This is a genomic window from Shewanella sp. SM87 (assembly GCF_025653705.1).
Classification (GTDB): domain Bacteria; phylum Pseudomonadota; class Gammaproteobacteria; order Enterobacterales; family Shewanellaceae; genus Shewanella; species Shewanella oncorhynchi.
The window spans coordinates 1-18,661 of record NZ_JAKKSC010000014.1 but is presented as its reverse complement, the minus strand read 5'-3'; the positions used below and the strand labels follow the sequence as shown (position 1 = coordinate 18,661).

14 protein-coding genes are annotated in these 18,661 nt (G+C 45.6%); 6 read left to right on the top strand and 8 right to left on the bottom strand.

The window, feature by feature from the left end; genetic code table 11:
- Window positions 1-4: 4 nt before the first annotated feature.
- Complete coding sequence (locus tag L5M11_RS12530; protein WP_263175832.1) at window positions 5-1,501, bottom strand: inorganic triphosphatase; 1,497 nt, start codon at window positions 1,499-1,501, stop codon at window positions 5-7.
- A 231-nt stretch (window positions 1,502-1,732) separates the two neighbouring features.
- Between L5M11_RS12530 and L5M11_RS12525 the strand changes: the two genes are divergently transcribed.
- From L5M11_RS12525 to putA, 4 genes are all read left to right on the top strand, one after another.
- Complete coding sequence (locus L5M11_RS12525; protein WP_105251552.1) at window positions 1,733-2,413, top strand: TIGR00153 family protein; 681 nt, start codon at window positions 1,733-1,735, stop codon at window positions 2,411-2,413.
- A 26-nt stretch (window positions 2,414-2,439) separates the two neighbouring features.
- Window positions 2,440-3,729, top strand: coding sequence for an inorganic phosphate transporter (locus tag L5M11_RS12520; protein ID WP_113939029.1), 1,290 nt, complete (start codon window positions 2,440-2,442; stop codon window positions 3,727-3,729).
- Window positions 3,730-3,953: 224 nt separating this feature from the next.
- The gene (locus L5M11_RS12515; RefSeq protein WP_105251551.1) at window positions 3,954-4,505 is read left to right on the top strand and encodes a TIGR04211 family SH3 domain-containing protein; all 552 of its coding nucleotides are present in this window, start codon (window positions 3,954-3,956) and stop codon (window positions 4,503-4,505) included.
- A 257-nt stretch (window positions 4,506-4,762) separates the two neighbouring features.
- The gene (gene putA / locus L5M11_RS12510) at window positions 4,763-7,957 is read left to right on the top strand and encodes a bifunctional proline dehydrogenase/L-glutamate gamma-semialdehyde dehydrogenase PutA (protein ID WP_263192269.1); all 3,195 of its coding nucleotides are present in this window, start codon (window positions 4,763-4,765) and stop codon (window positions 7,955-7,957) included.
- 144 nt (window positions 7,958-8,101) lie between these two features.
- Here putA and L5M11_RS12505 read toward each other — a convergent pair whose 3' ends face one another.
- From L5M11_RS12505 to L5M11_RS12495, 3 genes are read right to left on the bottom strand one after another with little or no spacing between them, the layout of a single operon-like run.
- A complete protein-coding gene (locus tag L5M11_RS12505; protein ID WP_219251955.1) occupies window positions 8,102-8,914 on the bottom strand; it encodes a hypothetical protein in 813 nt (270 codons plus the stop codon).
- A gap of 38 nt (window positions 8,915-8,952) precedes the next feature.
- Window positions 8,953-10,563, bottom strand: a complete 1,611-nt coding sequence (locus tag L5M11_RS12500; RefSeq protein ID WP_263142684.1) for a hypothetical protein — start codon at window positions 10,561-10,563, stop codon at window positions 8,953-8,955.
- A 22-nt stretch (window positions 10,564-10,585) separates the two neighbouring features.
- Window positions 10,586-12,148: an OmpA family protein gene (locus L5M11_RS12495; protein WP_263146494.1), complete on the bottom strand. Its 1,563-nt coding sequence runs from the start codon at window positions 12,146-12,148 to the stop codon at window positions 10,586-10,588.
- Window positions 12,149-12,496: 348 nt separating this feature from the next.
- Here L5M11_RS12495 and L5M11_RS12490 point away from each other — a divergent pair, with 348 nt between their 5' ends.
- Complete coding sequence (locus tag L5M11_RS12490) at window positions 12,497-13,240, top strand: DUF599 domain-containing protein (protein ID WP_131524297.1); 744 nt, start codon at window positions 12,497-12,499, stop codon at window positions 13,238-13,240.
- A 93-nt stretch (window positions 13,241-13,333) separates the two neighbouring features.
- Complete coding sequence (locus L5M11_RS12485) at window positions 13,334-13,510, top strand: helix-turn-helix domain-containing protein (RefSeq protein ID WP_006082937.1); 177 nt, start codon at window positions 13,334-13,336, stop codon at window positions 13,508-13,510.
- A 312-nt stretch (window positions 13,511-13,822) separates the two neighbouring features.
- On the opposite strand, the gene cyaB is transcribed toward L5M11_RS12485, so the two are convergent.
- The 4 genes from cyaB to L5M11_RS12465 all read right to left on the bottom strand — a co-directional run.
- Window positions 13,823-14,410, bottom strand: coding sequence for a class IV adenylate cyclase (gene cyaB / locus L5M11_RS12480; RefSeq protein ID WP_263175838.1), 588 nt, complete (start codon window positions 14,408-14,410; stop codon window positions 13,823-13,825).
- A 91-nt stretch (window positions 14,411-14,501) separates the two neighbouring features.
- Window positions 14,502-16,253: a heme ABC transporter ATP-binding protein/permease CydC gene (cydC, locus tag L5M11_RS12475; RefSeq protein ID WP_263192267.1), complete on the bottom strand. Its 1,752-nt coding sequence runs from the start codon at window positions 16,251-16,253 to the stop codon at window positions 14,502-14,504.
- A complete protein-coding gene (gene cydD, locus L5M11_RS12470) occupies window positions 16,250-18,199 on the bottom strand; it encodes a heme ABC transporter permease/ATP-binding protein CydD (RefSeq protein ID WP_263192264.1) in 1,950 nt (649 codons plus the stop codon). Before cydD ends, cydC begins: the two co-directional genes overlap by 4 nt.
- 248 nt (window positions 18,200-18,447) lie before the next feature.
- The coding region (locus L5M11_RS12465; RefSeq protein WP_263191153.1) for a transposase at window positions 18,448-18,661 on the bottom strand (214 nt) is incomplete at its 5' end.

The following is an 18,661-nucleotide window of genomic DNA, read 5'->3' as shown; positions in this document are numbered from 1 at the left end:
AATACTACCAGTAGACCTGCTGTTGCATCGCGTTACGGCGTGTCGATTCCATAGCAAACAACAAACTCTGCTGCTTGTCTTCCAGCCACTCAGCTAAATTGATATCTAACTCCCGACTCGCATCCTGTAAGGCGCGATAACAAGCTAAAGTTTTAATCCCAAGCGCGAGATCTTGCCAAGGTGCACGAAATGCGTCCCGTGATTTCGCCTCATATAAACTGCCGTAGGCATGACCCACAAGAATGCTCGCATCCAACACTGTGGCCACTTGTAGATAATTCGCCGCTGTCATGACGCTATTGAGTGGCATGACCTCAATTATCGCCACCCAAGAAGCTTGCTGAGCACGATCGGCATGCTGGCGTAAACCAGGCTGATGGGTGATGTCCACTTCACCAGCACTGATCTTTAGCAACAGTTCAACAATAGCCAGCTGTAATTGACCATATTCGGTCTGTTGCCATAGGGAGAGTAAGCGTTCCGTCAGATTAATCTCTGTCAGTTGCGCCAGAAGTCGCGCCTTAACTTGGGCATGTTGGCCAAGTTTAGCAAATAAGCCTCTTTGGCTACCAAGCAAAGCGGTCAACGCCTGTGCCTGCTCAATAAAATCGAGCTGCTTTTCAATCAGCATAAATTGGCTAGACAGTGTCACATTCAATAATTCGAACTGATTTAAGGTCATGCGCAGCAAACGAATACAGGCGCGCATCCGCCACCATAGTGCAACACAGGCTTCAGGGTCGCTTTCCTCTGCAATCATGCTCTCTAATAATTGCCAGCGCTCAAGGGCGGTTTCAAGCAGGATTTGGCAGTTTGCACTTAAATCCTGTGAAGAAGAATCGTGTGACTCGGCCAGTGGCAGAAATTCCAATGCTTTTAAATCGAGCGGCTTAGCCTTGCCCGCCAATCGATAGCCCCGCTGCGCTTTACTGGCCTTACCTAAACGCACGGGCACCACGCTCGCCACTTGCATCGCCAGCTTAAGTAGCGCCTCAGTACCGCCACTGAGGAGTTCAAACTCGAGCTCACACAGGGCTTCTTGCTGGCCATTGGCGGTGATTTCACCTATGTCTAACGCCACTTCGACCACGCTGTTATCAATCTGAACATGCCAAGCGCGACGATGAAAATCGGTGTGAAATATACAAGTTAACTGAGCTTGAGTTGCCGCTAAATCGGCATCAACGGGCCAAATGCTGGTAGGAAATAGACTTAAGTCTGGGCTATCGGATTGGATAGTCACATTGTATTCGGGCCGCGAATGAATGCCGCCCACGACTTGTCCTGCGGTTTTTATGGTCTGCTCTCGGTGCGCATCGTAACCGCGCACCCGCAATCCCATGTCCCACTGACGTAATTGCAAGTCAGGGGTGTCGAAGTAACCATTCGCCAAACGACGTTGACCTTGAGGTACGGCATTATCGAGACTATCTAACTTATTTATCAGGGATTCTTGATATATCGGCAGGAAAAACAGTTTTAATTCAATCTCAGCATTCATTGCGTAACCGCTCACTTTGTCATCAAATATTCATCGATGCGTCATCTTTAGTTCATAATGTCACAAATGTGTCATAAAAATCCCGTAGGATTTGGTTTTGCAGTTGGTATATAACCCGTTAGAATAAACCTGTCGTTTTTTCTGAAAAAACACAGTTTCAATACGCGGACGCATAGGTTAACATGCGCCCGCTTTTTCCAATAATGGAACAATCTAAATAGGTAAACGGCAATGCCAGTAAACTCTATTTTGGGCGTGTTTGCAAAATCGCCAATTAAGCCTCTTCAAGAGCACATGGACAAAGTACACGATTGCGCATCGTTACTCGTCCCCTTTTTCGAAGCCACTATCACAGGTAACTGGGACAGTGCAGTTCAATTACGTAAGCAAATTAGTTTAGCCGAGAAGCAAGCAGATTCACTGAAGCGTGAAATCCGTCTGACTCTGCCAAGCGGTTTATTTATGCCAGTAGAACGTACAGATTTATTGGAACTTTTAACTCAACAAGACAAGATAGCCAACAAAGCCAAAGATATTTCCGGTCGTGTTATCGGCCGTCAGCTGTTAATCCCTCAGGTCATGCAAGTCCCATTTATTGCTTATCTACAACGCTGTATCGATGCGGTAGCACTAGCAAAACAAGTCATTAATGAACTCGAAGATCTGTTAGAAACAGGTTTCCGTGGCCGTGAAGTCGACTTAGTGGCAAAAATGATCAACGAACTCGATATCATCGAAGAAGATACTGACGATCTACAAATTCAGTTACGCCGTCAGTTATTCGCTATGGAATCTGAATTGAATCCTGTCGATGTGATGTTCCTCTACAAAACGATTGAATGGGTCGGTGGTCTTGCAGATCTTGCCGAACGCGTCGGTTCGCGTCTTGAGCTTATGCTGGCTCGCGTTTAACAAATTAAGGTTATCAAGGTATCAATATGGTTGATGCAGGTATTGAGGTGGCTAACGTCTTAGTCACCAATGGCCCGTGGCTTATTGCCATTGCGGCTGCATTTGGTTTTCTCATGGCATGGGGTATTGGGGCGAATGACGTCGCCAATGCGATGGGAACCTCTGTAGGTTCAAACGCAATTACAATTAAACAAGCGATTATTATCGCAATGATCTTTGAGTTTTCCGGTGCATTTTTAGCTGGGGGCGAAGTTACCAATACAATTCGTAGCGGTATTATTGATTCTAGCTATTTCACTGCAACTCCTGAATTGCTGGTTTACGGCATGATAGGATCATTGTTGGCAGCAGGTATTTGGCTTGTCGTCGCATCGGCTCTTGGCTGGCCAGTATCAACGACTCACTCCATCGTCGGTGCCATTATTGGCTTCGCCGCCGTGGGTGTTGGTGCAGATTCAGTCTCATGGGATAAAGTAGGCGGGATTGTAGGCTCTTGGATCGTAACCCCCGCTATTTCGGGCTTTATGGCATTCATCCTCTTCCAAAGCACTCAAAAACTCATTTTCAACACTGACGATCCATTGAGTAATGCTAAGCGTTTCGTACCTTTCTATATGGCATTTGCTGGTTTCATCATGTCATTAATGACGATTATGAAAGGCTTATCCCATGTTGGTCTGCATTTCTCAGTTACCGAGTCTTACCTACTCGCAGGTGCTATTGCTGCTGTAGTTGGTATCTTAGGTAAAATCGCCATTTCACGCTTACAAATGAGTGATAAAGCAGATCGTCAAACCCAGTTCAAAAACGTTGAAAAAGTGTTTGCGATCCTGATGGTTTTGACTGCTTGTTGTATGGCTTTTGCCCATGGTTCAAACGATGTAGCAAATGCGATTGGTCCATTAGCGGCGGTTGTTTCTGTCGTCAATAGCGGTGGTGAGATTGCAGCGAAATCACCTCTAGTCTGGTGGATTTTACCTTTGGGTGCCGTAGGTATTGTGATGGGTCTGGCGATTTTTGGTCAGCGCGTTATGCAAACTATCGGAAAAAACATCACTCACTTGACGCCAAGTCGTGGTTTTGCGGCAGAATTAGCCGCGGCAACGACTGTAGTTATTGCTTCTAGCACTGGTTTACCTATTTCTACCACACAAACCTTAGTGGGTGCGGTATTAGGTGTAGGTATGGCCCGTGGTATCGCAGCGATTAACATTGGTGTGGTACGTAATATAGTCGTATCTTGGGTTGTGACCTTACCAGCAGGTGCTGGCCTATCAATCATCTTCTTCTATATGATTAAAGGTATTTTTAATTAAGAAGTCTCGCTAAATGTGTTGCTGACATTAAGCAGTATTAGCGCCTAGGACTAGAAGGTCGTAGGAAAGATTGAATTAAATTGGAATGGTCATAGCATGGATGCCGTAAAGTTGAGGGAAGTCTATGACTTCCCTCTTGCATTACAGGCCTCAAATCCCTAGCATGTGCAGACTATTTCGTTGATGAGAATACAAAAGTGTTTAGACTCCTGACTCTGGTAGGAATGATCTTGCTGTCTTCCAACCTGCTGGCCGAAGGCCAATCCCGCTACATCTCGGATAACGTGTTTCTGTATCTTTTAGGTGGCCCTGGTACTGAGTTTCGAATTGTTGGATCAATTGAAGCGGGTCAACCTGTGACACTGCTCAACGAAACTCAAGGTGATTACTCCAAAATAATCGACCATAAAGGCCGTGAAGGTTGGGTACAAACCAACTTGATCAGTTCGACTCAAAGTTTCCGTGAGCAAGTCCCTGCGTTAACAACTGAACTCGCACAGGCCAAAGCTAAGTTAGCAGAAGTATCAAGTTCAACAGATAATCATGCCGGCGAACTGCTCGAATTAAAGGCTAAACTAAGCGAGTTAGAAACCAATCTAGCTAAAACGACTCAAGAACGTGATCAACTGAAAAATGCGGTAGATCGCACCGCTCAAGACGAACGTTTTGAACTTTGGCGCCAAGGTGGATTAATCGCAGGCATGGGCTTAATCCTAGGCATTATTTTAGTGTATTTACCTAGACCACAACGTCGCAATAAAAAACGTTGGATGTGAGTCTGGCACACAAAAAGTCTTAATTTACCTTCCAAAAGCCAGTGTTTTCAAACACTGGCTTTTTTGTCAATCAAGCGTTACATCGACTTATTAACAAGCTAATCAAACAAGCTTCACAATCTTTCAAGCTATAGTGTTGTCCGTCACATTTTGGTTGTATAATCTGCGCGCGCAAACCTTCATATTGTATACAAAATATCAAATGCGTTTGGCGCCTCCCAATTTGTTTCAACAATAGCGCCCCAATAACGGCCAAGATGGAAGCGATAACTATGTTCAAAGCGAGTGAAGTGCTGGCAGGCCGCTACGATTCTGCCAATCTCGACGAACTGTTCAAAGCAGTCAGCGACAACTACATTGTCGATGAAGAACAATACTTGTCAGAGCTGATCAAACTAGTTCCCTCAAGTGATGAAGCCATAGAGCGCGTCACTCGTCGTGCCCACGAACTGGTCAATAAGGTTCGTCAATTCGATAAAAAAGGTTTGATGGTCGGCATAGATGCCTTCCTGCAACAGTACAGCTTAGAAACACAGGAAGGCATTATCCTGATGTGTTTAGCCGAAGCTTTACTACGAATTCCCGATGCGGCCACTGCCGATGCGCTGATTGAAGATAAGCTTTCAGGCGCTAAGTGGGATGAGCACATGAGCAAGAGTGACTCAGTGCTAGTTAACGCATCGACCTGGGGCTTAATGCTCACAGGTAAAATCGTTAAACTCGATAAAAAACTCGATGGCACCCCAAGCAACTTGCTGAGCCGCTTAGTGAATCGCCTCGGTGAACCTGTGATCCGTCAAGCCATGATGGCAGCGATGAAGATCATGGGTAAGCAGTTCGTACTGGGCCGCAACATGAAAGAAGCCCTAAAAAACAGCGAAGACAAACGTAAGTTAGGTTATACCCATTCATACGACATGCTGGGCGAAGCGGCGTTAACTCGCAAAGATGCCGAGAAATACTATACCGATTATGCCAATGCGATCACTGAGCTCGGTGCTCAAAGCTATAACGAAAATGAATCACCGCGCCCAACAATCTCCATCAAGCTATCGGCATTGCACCCACGTTACGAAGTGGCCAATGAAGACCGCGTCTTGACTGAACTGTACGACACAGTGATTCGTCTGATTAAACTGGCACGTGGCTTAAATATCGGTATATCTATCGATGCTGAAGAAGTCGATCGCCTCGAGTTATCACTAAAACTGTTCCAAAAACTGTTTAATGCTGAAGCAACTAAAGGCTGGGGATTACTCGGCATAGTCGTACAAGCCTACTCTAAGCGTGCCCTGCCCGTACTGGTTTGGTTAACGCGTCTAGCGAAAGATCAAGGGGATGAAATCCCAGTGCGTCTGGTAAAAGGTGCCTATTGGGATAGCGAACTTAAGTGGGCGCAACAAGCTGGCGAAGCCGCTTATCCACTCTACACTCGCAAAGCCGGTACTGACGTTTCTTACCTCGCCTGCGCCCGTTACTTGTTATCGGATGCGACTCGCGGTGCTATCTACCCACAATTTGCTAGCCACAATGCGCAAACCGTGGCGGCAATTTCCGATATGGCGGGCGATCGTAACCATGAGTTCCAACGCTTACACGGCATGGGACAAGAACTGTACGACACTATTCTGGCTGAAGCCGGTGCTAAAGCGGTACGTATTTATGCGCCTATCGGTGCCCATAAAGATCTACTGCCCTACTTAGTTCGTCGCCTGCTGGAAAATGGCGCGAATACTTCATTCGTCCACAAACTGGTCGATCCTAAAACCCCCATCGAGTCATTAGTGGTACATCCGCTAACAACACTGACGGGTTACAAAACCCTGGCTAACAACAGAATAGTTTTACCTGCCGATATTTTCGGTAGCGATCGCAAAAATTCCAAGGGACTCAATATGAACATCATTTCCGAATCTGAGCCATTTTTCGCGGCACTAGAACAGTTTAAAAATACCCAATGGCAAGCGGGCCCTCTGGTTAACGGTAAAACCTTAACTGGCGAACATAAAACGGTTGTTAGCCCATACGACACTACCCAAACCGTAGGTCAAGTCGCCTTCGCCGACAAAGCTGCAATCGAAGCCGCCGTCGCGTCTGCTGAAGCAGCATTTGCCTCTTGGGCACGCACACCAGTGGAAACCCGTGCATCTGCACTGCAAAAATTGGCCGATTTATTAGAAGAAAACCGCGAAGAATTGATCGCCCTATGCACCCGTGAAGCGGGCAAGAGCATTCAAGACGGTATCGACGAAGTACGTGAAGCTGTTGATTTCTGTCGTTACTACGCAGTACAAGCCAAGAAGATGATGGCAAAACCTGAACTGCTTCCAGGCCCAACGGGTGAACTGAACGAACTGTTCCTTCAAGGCCGCGGCGTATTCGTGTGTATCAGCCCATGGAACTTCCCATTGGCCATCTTCCTCGGTCAAGTGTCTGCGGCATTAGCGGCGGGTAATACAGTCATCGCAAAACCCGCGGAGCAAACCTCGATTATTGGTTACCGTGCGGTGCAACTCGCTCATCAAGCGGGTATTCCTGTCGAGGTGCTGCAATTCTTACCAGGTACTGGTGCAACTGTCGGTAGCGCAATTACGGCCGATGAACGTATCGGTGGCGTGTGTTTTACCGGTTCAACTGGCACTGCAAAACTGATTAACCGCACACTCGCCAACCGCGAAGGCGCGATTATTCCATTAATCGCCGAAACGGGCGGTCAGAATGCCATGGTAGTGGACTCAACCTCTCAACCCGAGCAAGTGGTTAACGATGTGGTTTCATCATCATTCACCAGCGCGGGCCAACGCTGCTCGGCGCTGCGTGTACTCTTCCTACAGGAAGACATCGCAGATCGCGTGATCGAAGTCCTGCAAGGCGCGATGGATGAGTTAGTGATTGGCAACCCAAGCTCAGTGAAAACTGACGTAGGCCCAGTGATTGACGCCACCGCCAAAGCCAACTTAGATGCGCACATCGACCATATCAAGCAAGTCGGTAAGCTTATCAAGCAAATGCCGCTGCCTGCTGGCACTGAAAACGGTCACTTTGTTTCGCCAACGGCGGTTGAAATCGATTCGATTAAAGTGCTTGAGAAAGAACACTTTGGCCCAATCCTGCACATTATTCGCTACAAGGCAGCAGAGCTAAGCCAAGTGATCAACGAGATCAACAGCACAGGCTTTGGCTTAACCTTAGGTATCCACAGCCGTAACGAAGGCCATGCCTTGGAAGTTGCCGACAAAGTGAACGTGGGTAACGTCTACATTAACCGTAACCAAATCGGTGCTGTGGTGGGCGTACAGCCTTTCGGCGGTCAAGGTCTGTCAGGCACAGGTCCTAAAGCCGGTGGCCCACACTACTTAACCCGTTTTGTGACTGAAAAGACTCGCACCAACAACATCACAGCTATTGGTGGTAATGCGACCCTACTGTCACTCGGTGATAGCGAAGAATAAGTACACTGAACTTGCTTTAGAATATCGCGATGCATCTTTAGCCATCGCGATAACAATAAAAAAGCCAGACTGAGTCTGGCTTTTTTATTAGAGTCTAAAACGGTACTTATCTATGACGTAACAACTTAATTAAAATCCCAGTCATTACATATCCGTCATTAATACGGGTTGACCAAAACCTTTAAGTTCAGCATGGGAGGACTCAAAATACTGCTGCCAAAACTGTTTCAACGGCAACATTACTTGACCGCCTCTAAATCCTTTTGATGTAGCAGGAACCCAACCCGCACCTAATACGTAAATATCTGCCTGCTTAAAATCACTCAGCATGTTCGCTTTTTGTATTTTTAGCATTTCTTGCTCAGGTTCGATAACTTTTAAGGTGTTTTTACTGTAAAAGCTGGTCACATCTGAATTTTCAACCATATCGGACACAAGTAACAATACTCGGCGTCCTTCGGTATCGGCAGCCACTTGCGGCGCAATAACCTGAGATAAATTACTGAGGATTTCAGTTTTAGGCAAATCCACATCATTAGGTTTAAAAGCATGTTTTATATGGGCATCAATTTTACTTCTAACGAACTGAGCCTGCTTATTCATGCAATTATCAAAAGCCATTAGATTTTTCTTCGATACGTCATCCCTGTCAGCAATATCAGTATCCAGCCTGCCACTAAACAAAACATCGGTATAAAAATCTTTTACATAAGCACTAAAGCTAATGATAGTGATTTTATCCCCAGCTTGTAGGAAGAGATGCACTTTCTCATGAACTAACTGTTTAATATTTATGTCCGGAGAAAAAGTACCATCGATCGCCACAAACAAATGTCGGCCAGAAACTGTCTTTGCTGTTAGTGGATCAATTTTGGCAAACTCGTAGCAACTTTTAATATCATTTCTCTCAGCGGCCATCGCAGGCAAACACATAGAAATAGCTAAAGTGCCAAACAAGCCAGTAACCACCAACTTAGCAAGCTTTGTCATTCCTGTCATGAACTTAACTCTCCAAGTATCTCTTTGCGTAAACGATCGCGCATCTGTTCTTCCGTTTCAACAACCTTTTTTTGCTGAGTTATTTCAGCAAGCAGCTCTTGTCGAATACGTTGTTCAGCTTGTTCTGGCGTTTCGGCCTCTGCAGCTTTTTTAGCATTCGCTTCAGCAACAAGCTCGGCTTTCAATCTTGCTTCCATCGCCTCTGGTGCTTCGGAAGTTTCTACCTCAACAATATGAGACGTTGCCACCACAGCGGCACTTTTCATCGCCTGATGGCTGGCTAATGTTTGATGCTCACGTAAACGTACCGATTGATCATATCGATTTTCGGCATTACCTAAATCTTCCATATACGTCAGGAATGAACGCTCACCACAGGCCTCTAACACCTCTAGCACCTTAGGATCTTGGCAATTAGTTTCGGCTTTTTGATTCATTCTTTGCTGCAAGTTAGTTAGGCGCTTCTGGGCTACACGCGCAACTTGCTGCTTTAAACGAGAATAATGCGTCTTAAACTCACGCTCACTTTTAAAGTTGCCAATTTCTTTACGCGCATCTTTAGAATGTTTGCCAGCAAATCCGGTTTTAAAACCAATTAAAATACCGAAAATCTGTAATAGGATGAATAAGAAAGCAAGAAAAATAAAAGTTCCCCAACCGCCTTTCTGTTCACGATCCCACACGTCATCCTTTGCTTTATCACCTGCACTTTTAGACTCATCCAGTAAGAGTGCTGGAGGTGCTTCAGCATAGGGGTCTTGTTCTTGATACAATCCACTCGTTTGCTGAATATTGACTTCATCAATGTGCATTTTTTCAAGCACTTGACCACGCACATAGGTTGCCAATACTGCAATAACTAGGATCGCAATAGCAGTAACCGTGGTGATGAAATAACGGGGCTTAACCTCTGCGTTAGTAGAGATCCGATTAATGAGTTGCTTATATTGAGGCTCATTATCATCCTCAAAGGTTTTATCTAAATTAATGCGAGTATTAGGTGCCAGTTCTGGCGTCGATTTGTCGCGGTTTTTAGCATTCTTCCACCAGACCTTGGCCTTTTTAATGAGCGAGTTAGCATGCAGCTCATGTCCAGTAAAGTGAGTTAAACCTACCAGTAAAACCGAGATTATGAAGGCGATACCCACAGCACCTTGCTGCTGTAGTTTTTCCGATGCTCCGGGAATCGTGAAACCTGAAAGAACGTAACTAAATCCCATTGCTTCAACAAACACTAAAGCGGCAATCAATATCCACCCCAAAATATGTAAGTTGTTACGACCATTTTCTGTCACTTTACCTAAATAGTCTTGGCTTTTACTGAAAAGCTCCTCGTCCTTATTCACTTTCTCATAATGAGCGGCAAAATCAGTACACAGTGCGACTTCAGTATTCAACCAATCCTTATCGTAAATCTTAACTTGGGTTTCATAATCTTTCGCTAAGCGACTCTCCTTACCGATTACCGGAAAGGCATACCATGTATTAAGCCACCAGAAACTGACCTTATCCCACCAAACCGTAATAATGACCACTAATACCATCAACGAAAGTAACAGCGACACTAACGTGCGATACTCATTAAATAACATAGACACAAAATCCATTTACCGCTCCTAAGCACATTGCTTATAACAATTTGGGTTCAAAATCGGCTTCATAAACCGTTTTATTCTTCTCGTAGTACAACTTGCCAGCAATCGCGGTCGCTGAACGATCGATTGGCATCACCACATCTATACAGCGCACAGGAGAGTCTTTTTCCGTTGTAAAAACACGATATAACAAGCCTTTATCACCATAATAAGTCTCTACATGGCTCGTAAGCTGATAATTTGGATCATCTTTACTTGAACCTTTGTAATTCTTCCAAATATTCACTTTAGGCGCAGAAACAGCAGTGCCACTGTCCTTAATCACAGCAACAGGGGTCAAACCAATATAATGGCCATTCACTTTATAACCCCAAGCAGTACCATTCATACCCGGTAAATAATCTGCTGTGTTGTAATCCTTACGATTATAGCTCTCACCTGTGGCTAAACTCTTCACGTCCCCCGTGACTCTCGGTCCCTCAACGGCGCAATTTAGGCTAGAGACTTCAGATGCATACGCCTTGCTAAATAATGCAAAACCGCTCTCTTTTTTAGCACCCACTAACTGGGTAAAGTTTGTCGATGGGTCGAGCATTTTCTTACCACCAAAATCTACCAAGGCTTTTTGCAGTTTCACTGGCTCAAGTAACTTGACGATTTCCGACTCCGTCATTTGTATTTGAGCTGGTTCAAGGCGAGAAGTGCTCGGTTTAGTTGGCTGAGTTGTAGGCTGCTTTTCCACTTGATTAGTAGGCTTGGCTGCTGCCACTTTATCCTGCGATCGGCGGGATAAATAACTCAAATTTGCCTTCTGTTTGTATGAATAAGCCAGTAATTGATCCGGTTTACCGTCAATTTCAATAATTTCTACTCGACGATTTTTTGCTTTGCCAGCGTCATCACTATTAGCTGCAACAGGCTGTGACTCCCCTGCACCTTGGAAGAATAATCGCTCAGTCGGAATGCCAGCTTGATTAAAGAGGGTTGCCACATAACGCGCTCTCGCTTCGCTAAGCTCTTGATTTAACGATTCAGCACCACTGGCATCTGTATGACCTGTAATCAAAATGTTTTGTTTAGAGTCTTTATAGATAGCGGCGAGTTTTTGAAATTTTTGTTTAGCTTGTGGCGTCGCCTCTGAAGCTCCAGAAGCAAACATCACTTCACTATTACTCGAAACTGTCGCAGCCATACCCACAACTTGATAATTAGCGTACTTTTCTGAATCTTCCTTCGACATGGTTTGTTCGGTTGAACTGATCAGTAAGCTACTTTGTTGTTCATCTGATGCTTTTGAAGCGCTGATTGAAGTAAATTGAATATCAAGATTTTCTGTTTTCGCTAACTGTTCTAATGCTTCGCGTTTTTGCTGAAAATCATAACCAACGGTACAACCAATCGCAGCACCAGCGGCACCGCCATAAAGCATACCTTCATTGCCACCTAAATAATTCCCAATCAGTACACCTAAACCAGTACCAATAGCACAACCAATAACAGTTTCTTTATTATCTTCAACAGATTGAGTGATGGCACAACTGCTAAGCGCTAATACGCCAGCAACTGCGAGCGATATGGATTTCAAATTTGACTTCATAGTCATCCCTAACTTTTTAAAAATTCAAAATTGAATTTTAGATGCAATAAATTAAGTTAAGGATTAGAAGGAATTAGCCCTAAAAAGTCAATCTAAAGTTGATACTGATGTAACCAAAATATTAATTAAGGCTGAAATTTGTGAGCAACTTTATATCGAAGATATTTAAGCGACTGACACAGGAGTTGTCATAAAACAGTTTTATCCTAATGTGAAATCACAATCACTATGCAAAAAAATCATTACTGGGAATCGTTTCTCAGTTGCACCAAATCTTTCATAGACCTCATAATCTGCACATGACTAATCTCTCTCTTTCTCCCCATATTACATTTTACTAAGGTGGCTATGACATTTTCGTTGTTAGATATTTCTGCATTGGTGTGGTTTATCGTTTCTTGGGCTGGCTACACCGCCTTTGCCCGTAGCAAGGCGAGAGATACAGACTGTATTGCCCGTGGTCTGCATAAGCATAGAATTTACTGGATGCTTGAGGTGATGACCCGCGGTGTGCGCGTGGGTGATGCGGCACTACTGGCCAACTTAGAACGCAATATTGCCTTTTTTGCCTCGACCACGCTGTTTGTGCTTGCGGGTGTACTGACCTTATTTGCGCAAGTTGAACGACTAGAAAGTGTTATTGCGACGATTCCCTTCGCTACGCCACCGAATCATGCGCTGGTGCAAGTCAAGTTAGCTCTGCTAGTCGGCATTTTTGTGATGGCCTTCTTCCAGTTTACTTGGTCAATGCGTCAATACGGCTTTGTGAACGTGATGATAGGCGCGGGTCCTCTGGACACCGATGGCTCAAATGACAATCTCAAAGCCTATGCAAGACAAATGGCGACAGTGCAAGATCAAGCGGCACACTCCTATAACTATGGTTTACGCGCCTATTACTTTTCAATGGCGGTATTGTGCTGGTTTGTACACCCGATACTCTTTATCTCGGCCAGCTTATTTGTGGTAGCAACCTTATATCGCCGCGAGTTCAAGTCCCGTGCCGTTCTGGCGATCACGGCAGCGAAAGGCCATCTCCAAATAGAGAGCCAAGTGCGAGAAACCGCCCGCAACCATAAAATAGAATCATAGCCTTGGCGGTTTAGGCCGCTGGCGTCATCTTGATTGGAATTATTGTTCTATACTCTTTGGGTCATGTTTCTATTGAATTACTGGGAGAGTGCCATGAGCGATAACTTATTAACCTTAGATGAAGTGTGCAAAATGCTAGATAAAACACCAGCGACCATCAAACGCTTCGCTCGGGAGAATTTACTCTCAAGTGTTCAAGATGGTGACGAATTAAAATTCCCTGAAGCGGAAGTTAAACGCTACCTCGCCTTTTCACAACGCTTAGGCTAAAACGCATCAAGTAACTCACGGCAAATAAAACTGAGTCATCAGTATTTAAGCCGTTTGAATTTGTAAAGGTGGCTTGAATTGAAATGTGATACTCGAATTTAAGTATGCTGCTTAAGTTTAAGTCGTCGATAGCAAGTTAAAACAGGCAGTGAATGCGATATGGACAGTGACGCTCAAAGGGATTTGAACTGAGCTATAGCGGTTTGTTTCGAAGGATTGGTTAGCCGAATTTAGCGGTGCAAGCCATTAAACTTAAGCTATGGAACTTTAAGCTATTAAACCTCAAGCTGTTAATCCAAAAAATTCAATCCATTACTTATTATTTAAAGCCTGCTGCAACTGCCGATAGGATAACCACTCCCGCTGCGTTTCACTTAAACCCAAATCGGCGGCGAGTTGTTGCAATTGCACTTCATATTTAGGCAATAGGGTTTCATCATTGGTCATAATCGCGAGTTCAGCAAAATCCCCTAAACCTTCGATATGATCGATTGTTAGATGAAATTCACCCAGAAAATAGATACTGCGGCGCTTTTTAATTTCCAGTACACACTCATAACCTAAGGTATGCAGCATACTTTTTGCTTTTGTTGCTTCAGTGATATTCACGGCTTCACAGCGGTCTTTTTCTGGCCCTTTCACTATCCACAGCATTATCCCCGATGGCTGCATCTCACGGATACACAAGCTCTTGTGCTCACCTTTAAGTGACTGTGATGGCAGATCAAAGTAACAGTCATGCTCAAGGTTATCTTCGAGCATGACCTCGGGATTTCTCATTTGTAAGGCAGCGAAAAAATCGTGGCGATCCAATAAGCGATATTTAAGCTCGACCTCAAACTTACCATTAAAATGAGCATTAATTTGTGGGGCTAATGCTTCTGGCATCGCAGGGTTCATAGATTCATATCCGCTTTTAATGGGTAAAATATATCGCTATTTATAATATTAAGCGCCAACGCCTTAATTCCAAAAGATTAAATCCAAAACCTTAAGCAAGTCTGTGGTACAAGGCCTGATACTCTACACTGTCTTCAATTAAGCTCTGGTGAGTACCAGACGCAATAATCCTCCCCTGACCGAGTAAATGAATTTGATCCATCTTCGCCATAGCCGTTAAACGATGGCTAATCATCAGCAAGGTTTTATCCTGAGCAAACTCAAATAGTAAACTTAAAATCTCTCGCTCGGTGCGTTTATCTAGCCCTTCTGTTGGCTCATCAAGCAATAGCAGCGGCGCATCACGCAGCAGTGCTCTTGCTACACCAATACGGCGCTGCTCGCCACCCGAAAGCTGACGTCCACCTTCACCAATCCACATATCCAGCGGCTTATCACCGGTGAGTAAAGCGCCAAGTCCAACCCGCTGTAACACATCAATCAAGCGTCCGTCGTGGGCCGTGCGTTTCTCACCTTCGATAACAGGTAGCGCTAATACTAAATTTTCCCGCAAGGTGCCCGCAAACAAATAGATGCGTTGGCTAATCACAGTTATCGCATCCCTAAGGCCGCGCTCGCTGTAATCTGAAAGAGGAAGACCATCGAGCTTGATGTGCCCTTGCTGCGCTTGCCATTCGCGGGTAATCAGCGCCAGTAAACTCGACTTACCGCAACCCGTTGGCCCAAGTAACGCGACTTTTTGCCCCGCTTTTATCTCAAGGGACAAGCCTTGCAGCACGTGTTGATCATCTCGATAACCAAAGTGGATATCTTCAATCTGTAAGGCGCCAGATTTTGCCCTCAGGCCAGTATCGGCAACAAATTGAATATCGGCCTCTTGTTCGGTGATTTCATTAATCCGTGTCGCCGCCAATACGCAGCCTGACAAATGCTGAAACGCGCCCGCAATCGGCATCATCATCTCAACGCAGGCCATAGTGGCAAACACCATAAGCGCAAACATGGGGCCCGGCGGCACCGCATCACCCACGCCTTGAGCGGCTAAATACAGCATCATGATCAAGGCTGAACCAGTGGAGAGGATCAACATGGCTTGGCTGAGCGCAGTGATATTGGCCATCGCACTTTGGCTGCGAAACAGCTCTGTCTGCGCATCATTCAGTTTTTGCCTGAATCTGTCGTTGGCGCCAAATAGGCTGAGTTCGGCTTGGCCTTGCAGCATATCTAACAACTGCACCCGATAATGACGCTTGGTTTCGAGCATAGTCCGGCTCGGCGCGTGTCCAAGGCGATAAAATAGCAGTGGCATCACCAGCCAAATGGCGACTAAAAACAGGCAAAGACTGAGGGCAAGTTTGGCATCGAACCAAGCGAGAAATAGATACAAGAGCCCAGTCATCAGCAGTGATGCAGCCATAGGCGTGAGCAGTCGCAGATATAGATGATCTAGGGTATCGATATCGGCAACTAAGCGATTAAGCATGTCGCCACGGCGTAGCCCCTGCAGATTTTTAGCACTGAGCGGCAAGAGTTTACGCCACGCCCAAACGCGAAGCTCTGTCAGCAGCTTAAAGGTCGCCTCATGGGTCGCTAAACGCTCGCCATAACGACTGGCAGTACGGGCAATTGATAAGAAACGTACCCCGCCAGCGGGAGTGAAAAAGTTAAAGGACTGCGCCGTGATTATCGTCAAACCCGCGACCGCAGTAGCAGAAAGAAACCAGCCCGAAAGTGACAGTAAACCTATGCCAGCCATCAAGGTAATAATGGTCAGCAGCAAGCCCACGGACATCATCAGCCATTGGCGCGAGAACAATCGAATAAAGGGGATTAGCACTTTCATTGGGCCTCTCCTTTAGTTGGCTCGGCGGCAATATCGACCGGAGTGTCACTATCAAGCTGCGTATCACTGCCACTGACCGATAACGGTACAAGTTCAATATCCGCCACGGACTCAATATTCTCACGCAGCAAGGTTTGGAATAAGCCGTGCGTGTTAGACAAAGTGGTAAAGTCGCCCCGCTGTACTATCAAGCCTTTATCGAGCACAAGAATAGTATCCATTTGATCTAAATGATCTAATCTATGGGTCACCATAATGTACATTTTACCCGTCATGGCCCGATTCAGCGCAGAACTCACCGCCTGTTCACTCTGGCTATCTAAACTGGCTGTGGGTTCATCAAGGACAAACAAACTCGCTTGCTGCCCAAGCACCCTTGCTAAAGCAATACGTTGAGCTTGGCCAACGGATAAACCGGAGGATTGTTCACCGACTGGGGCATCTAAACCCAATGGCTGCGCCTTAACGAAGTCGCTGATATTGGCCTCTGCCAGTAAGTGCCACAGCGTATCGTCGGGCAGAGTGGGGTCGGCTAAGGCCACGTTATCCCGCACAGTGCCGTGAAATAACTGCGGTTCCTGTCCAAGCCAAGCTAAGTGCTGTCGCCAATGGGCTAAGTCTAATGCGGATAACTCATGGCCATTAATCAACAAATGGCCCTTGTAGGGTAAAAATCCCAATAAGGCATTGAGTAAACTGGTTTTACCCGCTCCACTCGGGCCAACTAAGGCTAAGCGTTCACCCTCTTTTAACTCAAAACTCAGCGGGCCAAGTAAACGCGTGCCATCGACACTGAACACCTCAAGATTGTCGGCACTCAGCGTCTCTATGCTATTGATACGGACGTGGCCGGCAAATTCAGGTTCCGGATGTTCGAGCAAGGTAATCAAAGCTTCTGCCGCGCCTATAGCCTGCGCCTTAGCATGGTAATGAGTCCCCATGTCGCGCAGCGGTTGATAAAACTCAGGAGCTAAAATCAGAATAAATAGCCCAGTAAATAAGCTGAAAGGAATACCGCCCATGTCAGGATCTGTACTTGAACTAATATTGGCATGGGCGCCATAATAGCCAAAATCTAAGTGACCTAAGTAACTGAAACCAAAGTAAACCGCCAATACTGCAATCGATACCGCGGCAAAAAACTCTAAGACTGCCGAGCTTAAAAATGCCATGCGTAGCACCGACATAGTGCGGCTACGAAACTCTTCTGAAGCACTCGCGATCACCTTAAGCTCGGCATCACCACGGTGAAAAAGTTTCAACGTGCTTAAGCCTTTTAATCTATCCATAAAATGGCCGCTCAATCTTGCAAGCGCACTGAAGTTTTTGCGGTTAGCATCGGCAGCGCCCATGCCAACTAAGATCATAAACATAGGGATTAATGGCGCTGTGAGTAACAGGATTAAGCCTGCCGCCCAGTTAATCGGGAATACCGCCGCTAAAATGAGTACGGGAATAAAACCAGCAAGGCTGATTTGCGGAAGGTATCTGGCATAAAAATCTTGTAAATCTTCGACTTGCTCTAAGACTATGCTTGCCCAACTCCCTGCGGGTTTACCTTTAATAAATGCCGGACCTAGCTTAGTCAACTTGTCCATCACTGCCGCGCGAATATGGCCACGTAGACGCTTACCCGCCTCAAAACTGGCGCGTTCACGCCCATAAGCCAGCAAAGCACGCAGTAACATCAAGGCAATTAGCGCAATAAAATGAGGTGTATAGGTATCAATATTCACGCTGGAACTGATCGTTTGGGCATTGTCAGTTAGCGGTATAACTTGCCCTATGATCACGCCATCCAGAATCGTCGCGATAATATAAGCCTGCGCCACCATAGCGACGGCGCTTATCATCCCAAGCCATAACAACAATTTAAGGAACAGGCCACAGGCTTTTTTCTGGGCTTTAAGCCAAACGAGAAGGGATTTTTCTAACGACTTATCCATGGTGCTCCAACAAGAAAACAATTAAGCGACTCGTAGCGGGGATCGACTATCGATAATAATTCAGTTTAAGGGGCTTGCAACAGCTAAAAAGTTCCGATAGGGACGCAGTATCGCAGGCATCTACAACAGATGAAACCCTATCACAGACTTTTGCTAGCGGACTCACAAAAACGAGCTAAAGATAAATAAATCTAGGAGTTAACGGAACTTTACCTAGGGTCTGTTGATCTTTGCTGTACAAATGTTGTTCAGCAATATATCGGCAGCCACATTAACATAAACGCCAGTGACACCATACTGGCGTAATTTCTTGCTAGCTTGTCATATCTTGTTGATATTGCTCGATAGTGCTTAATTCTTCCAAAAGCATTCTCCACTAAATGTCGATACCGATATAAGCACCAATCGACTCTTTCTTGAGGTGTATTCTTATAGCGGCGCCTTGGAATAACAGATTTCCCG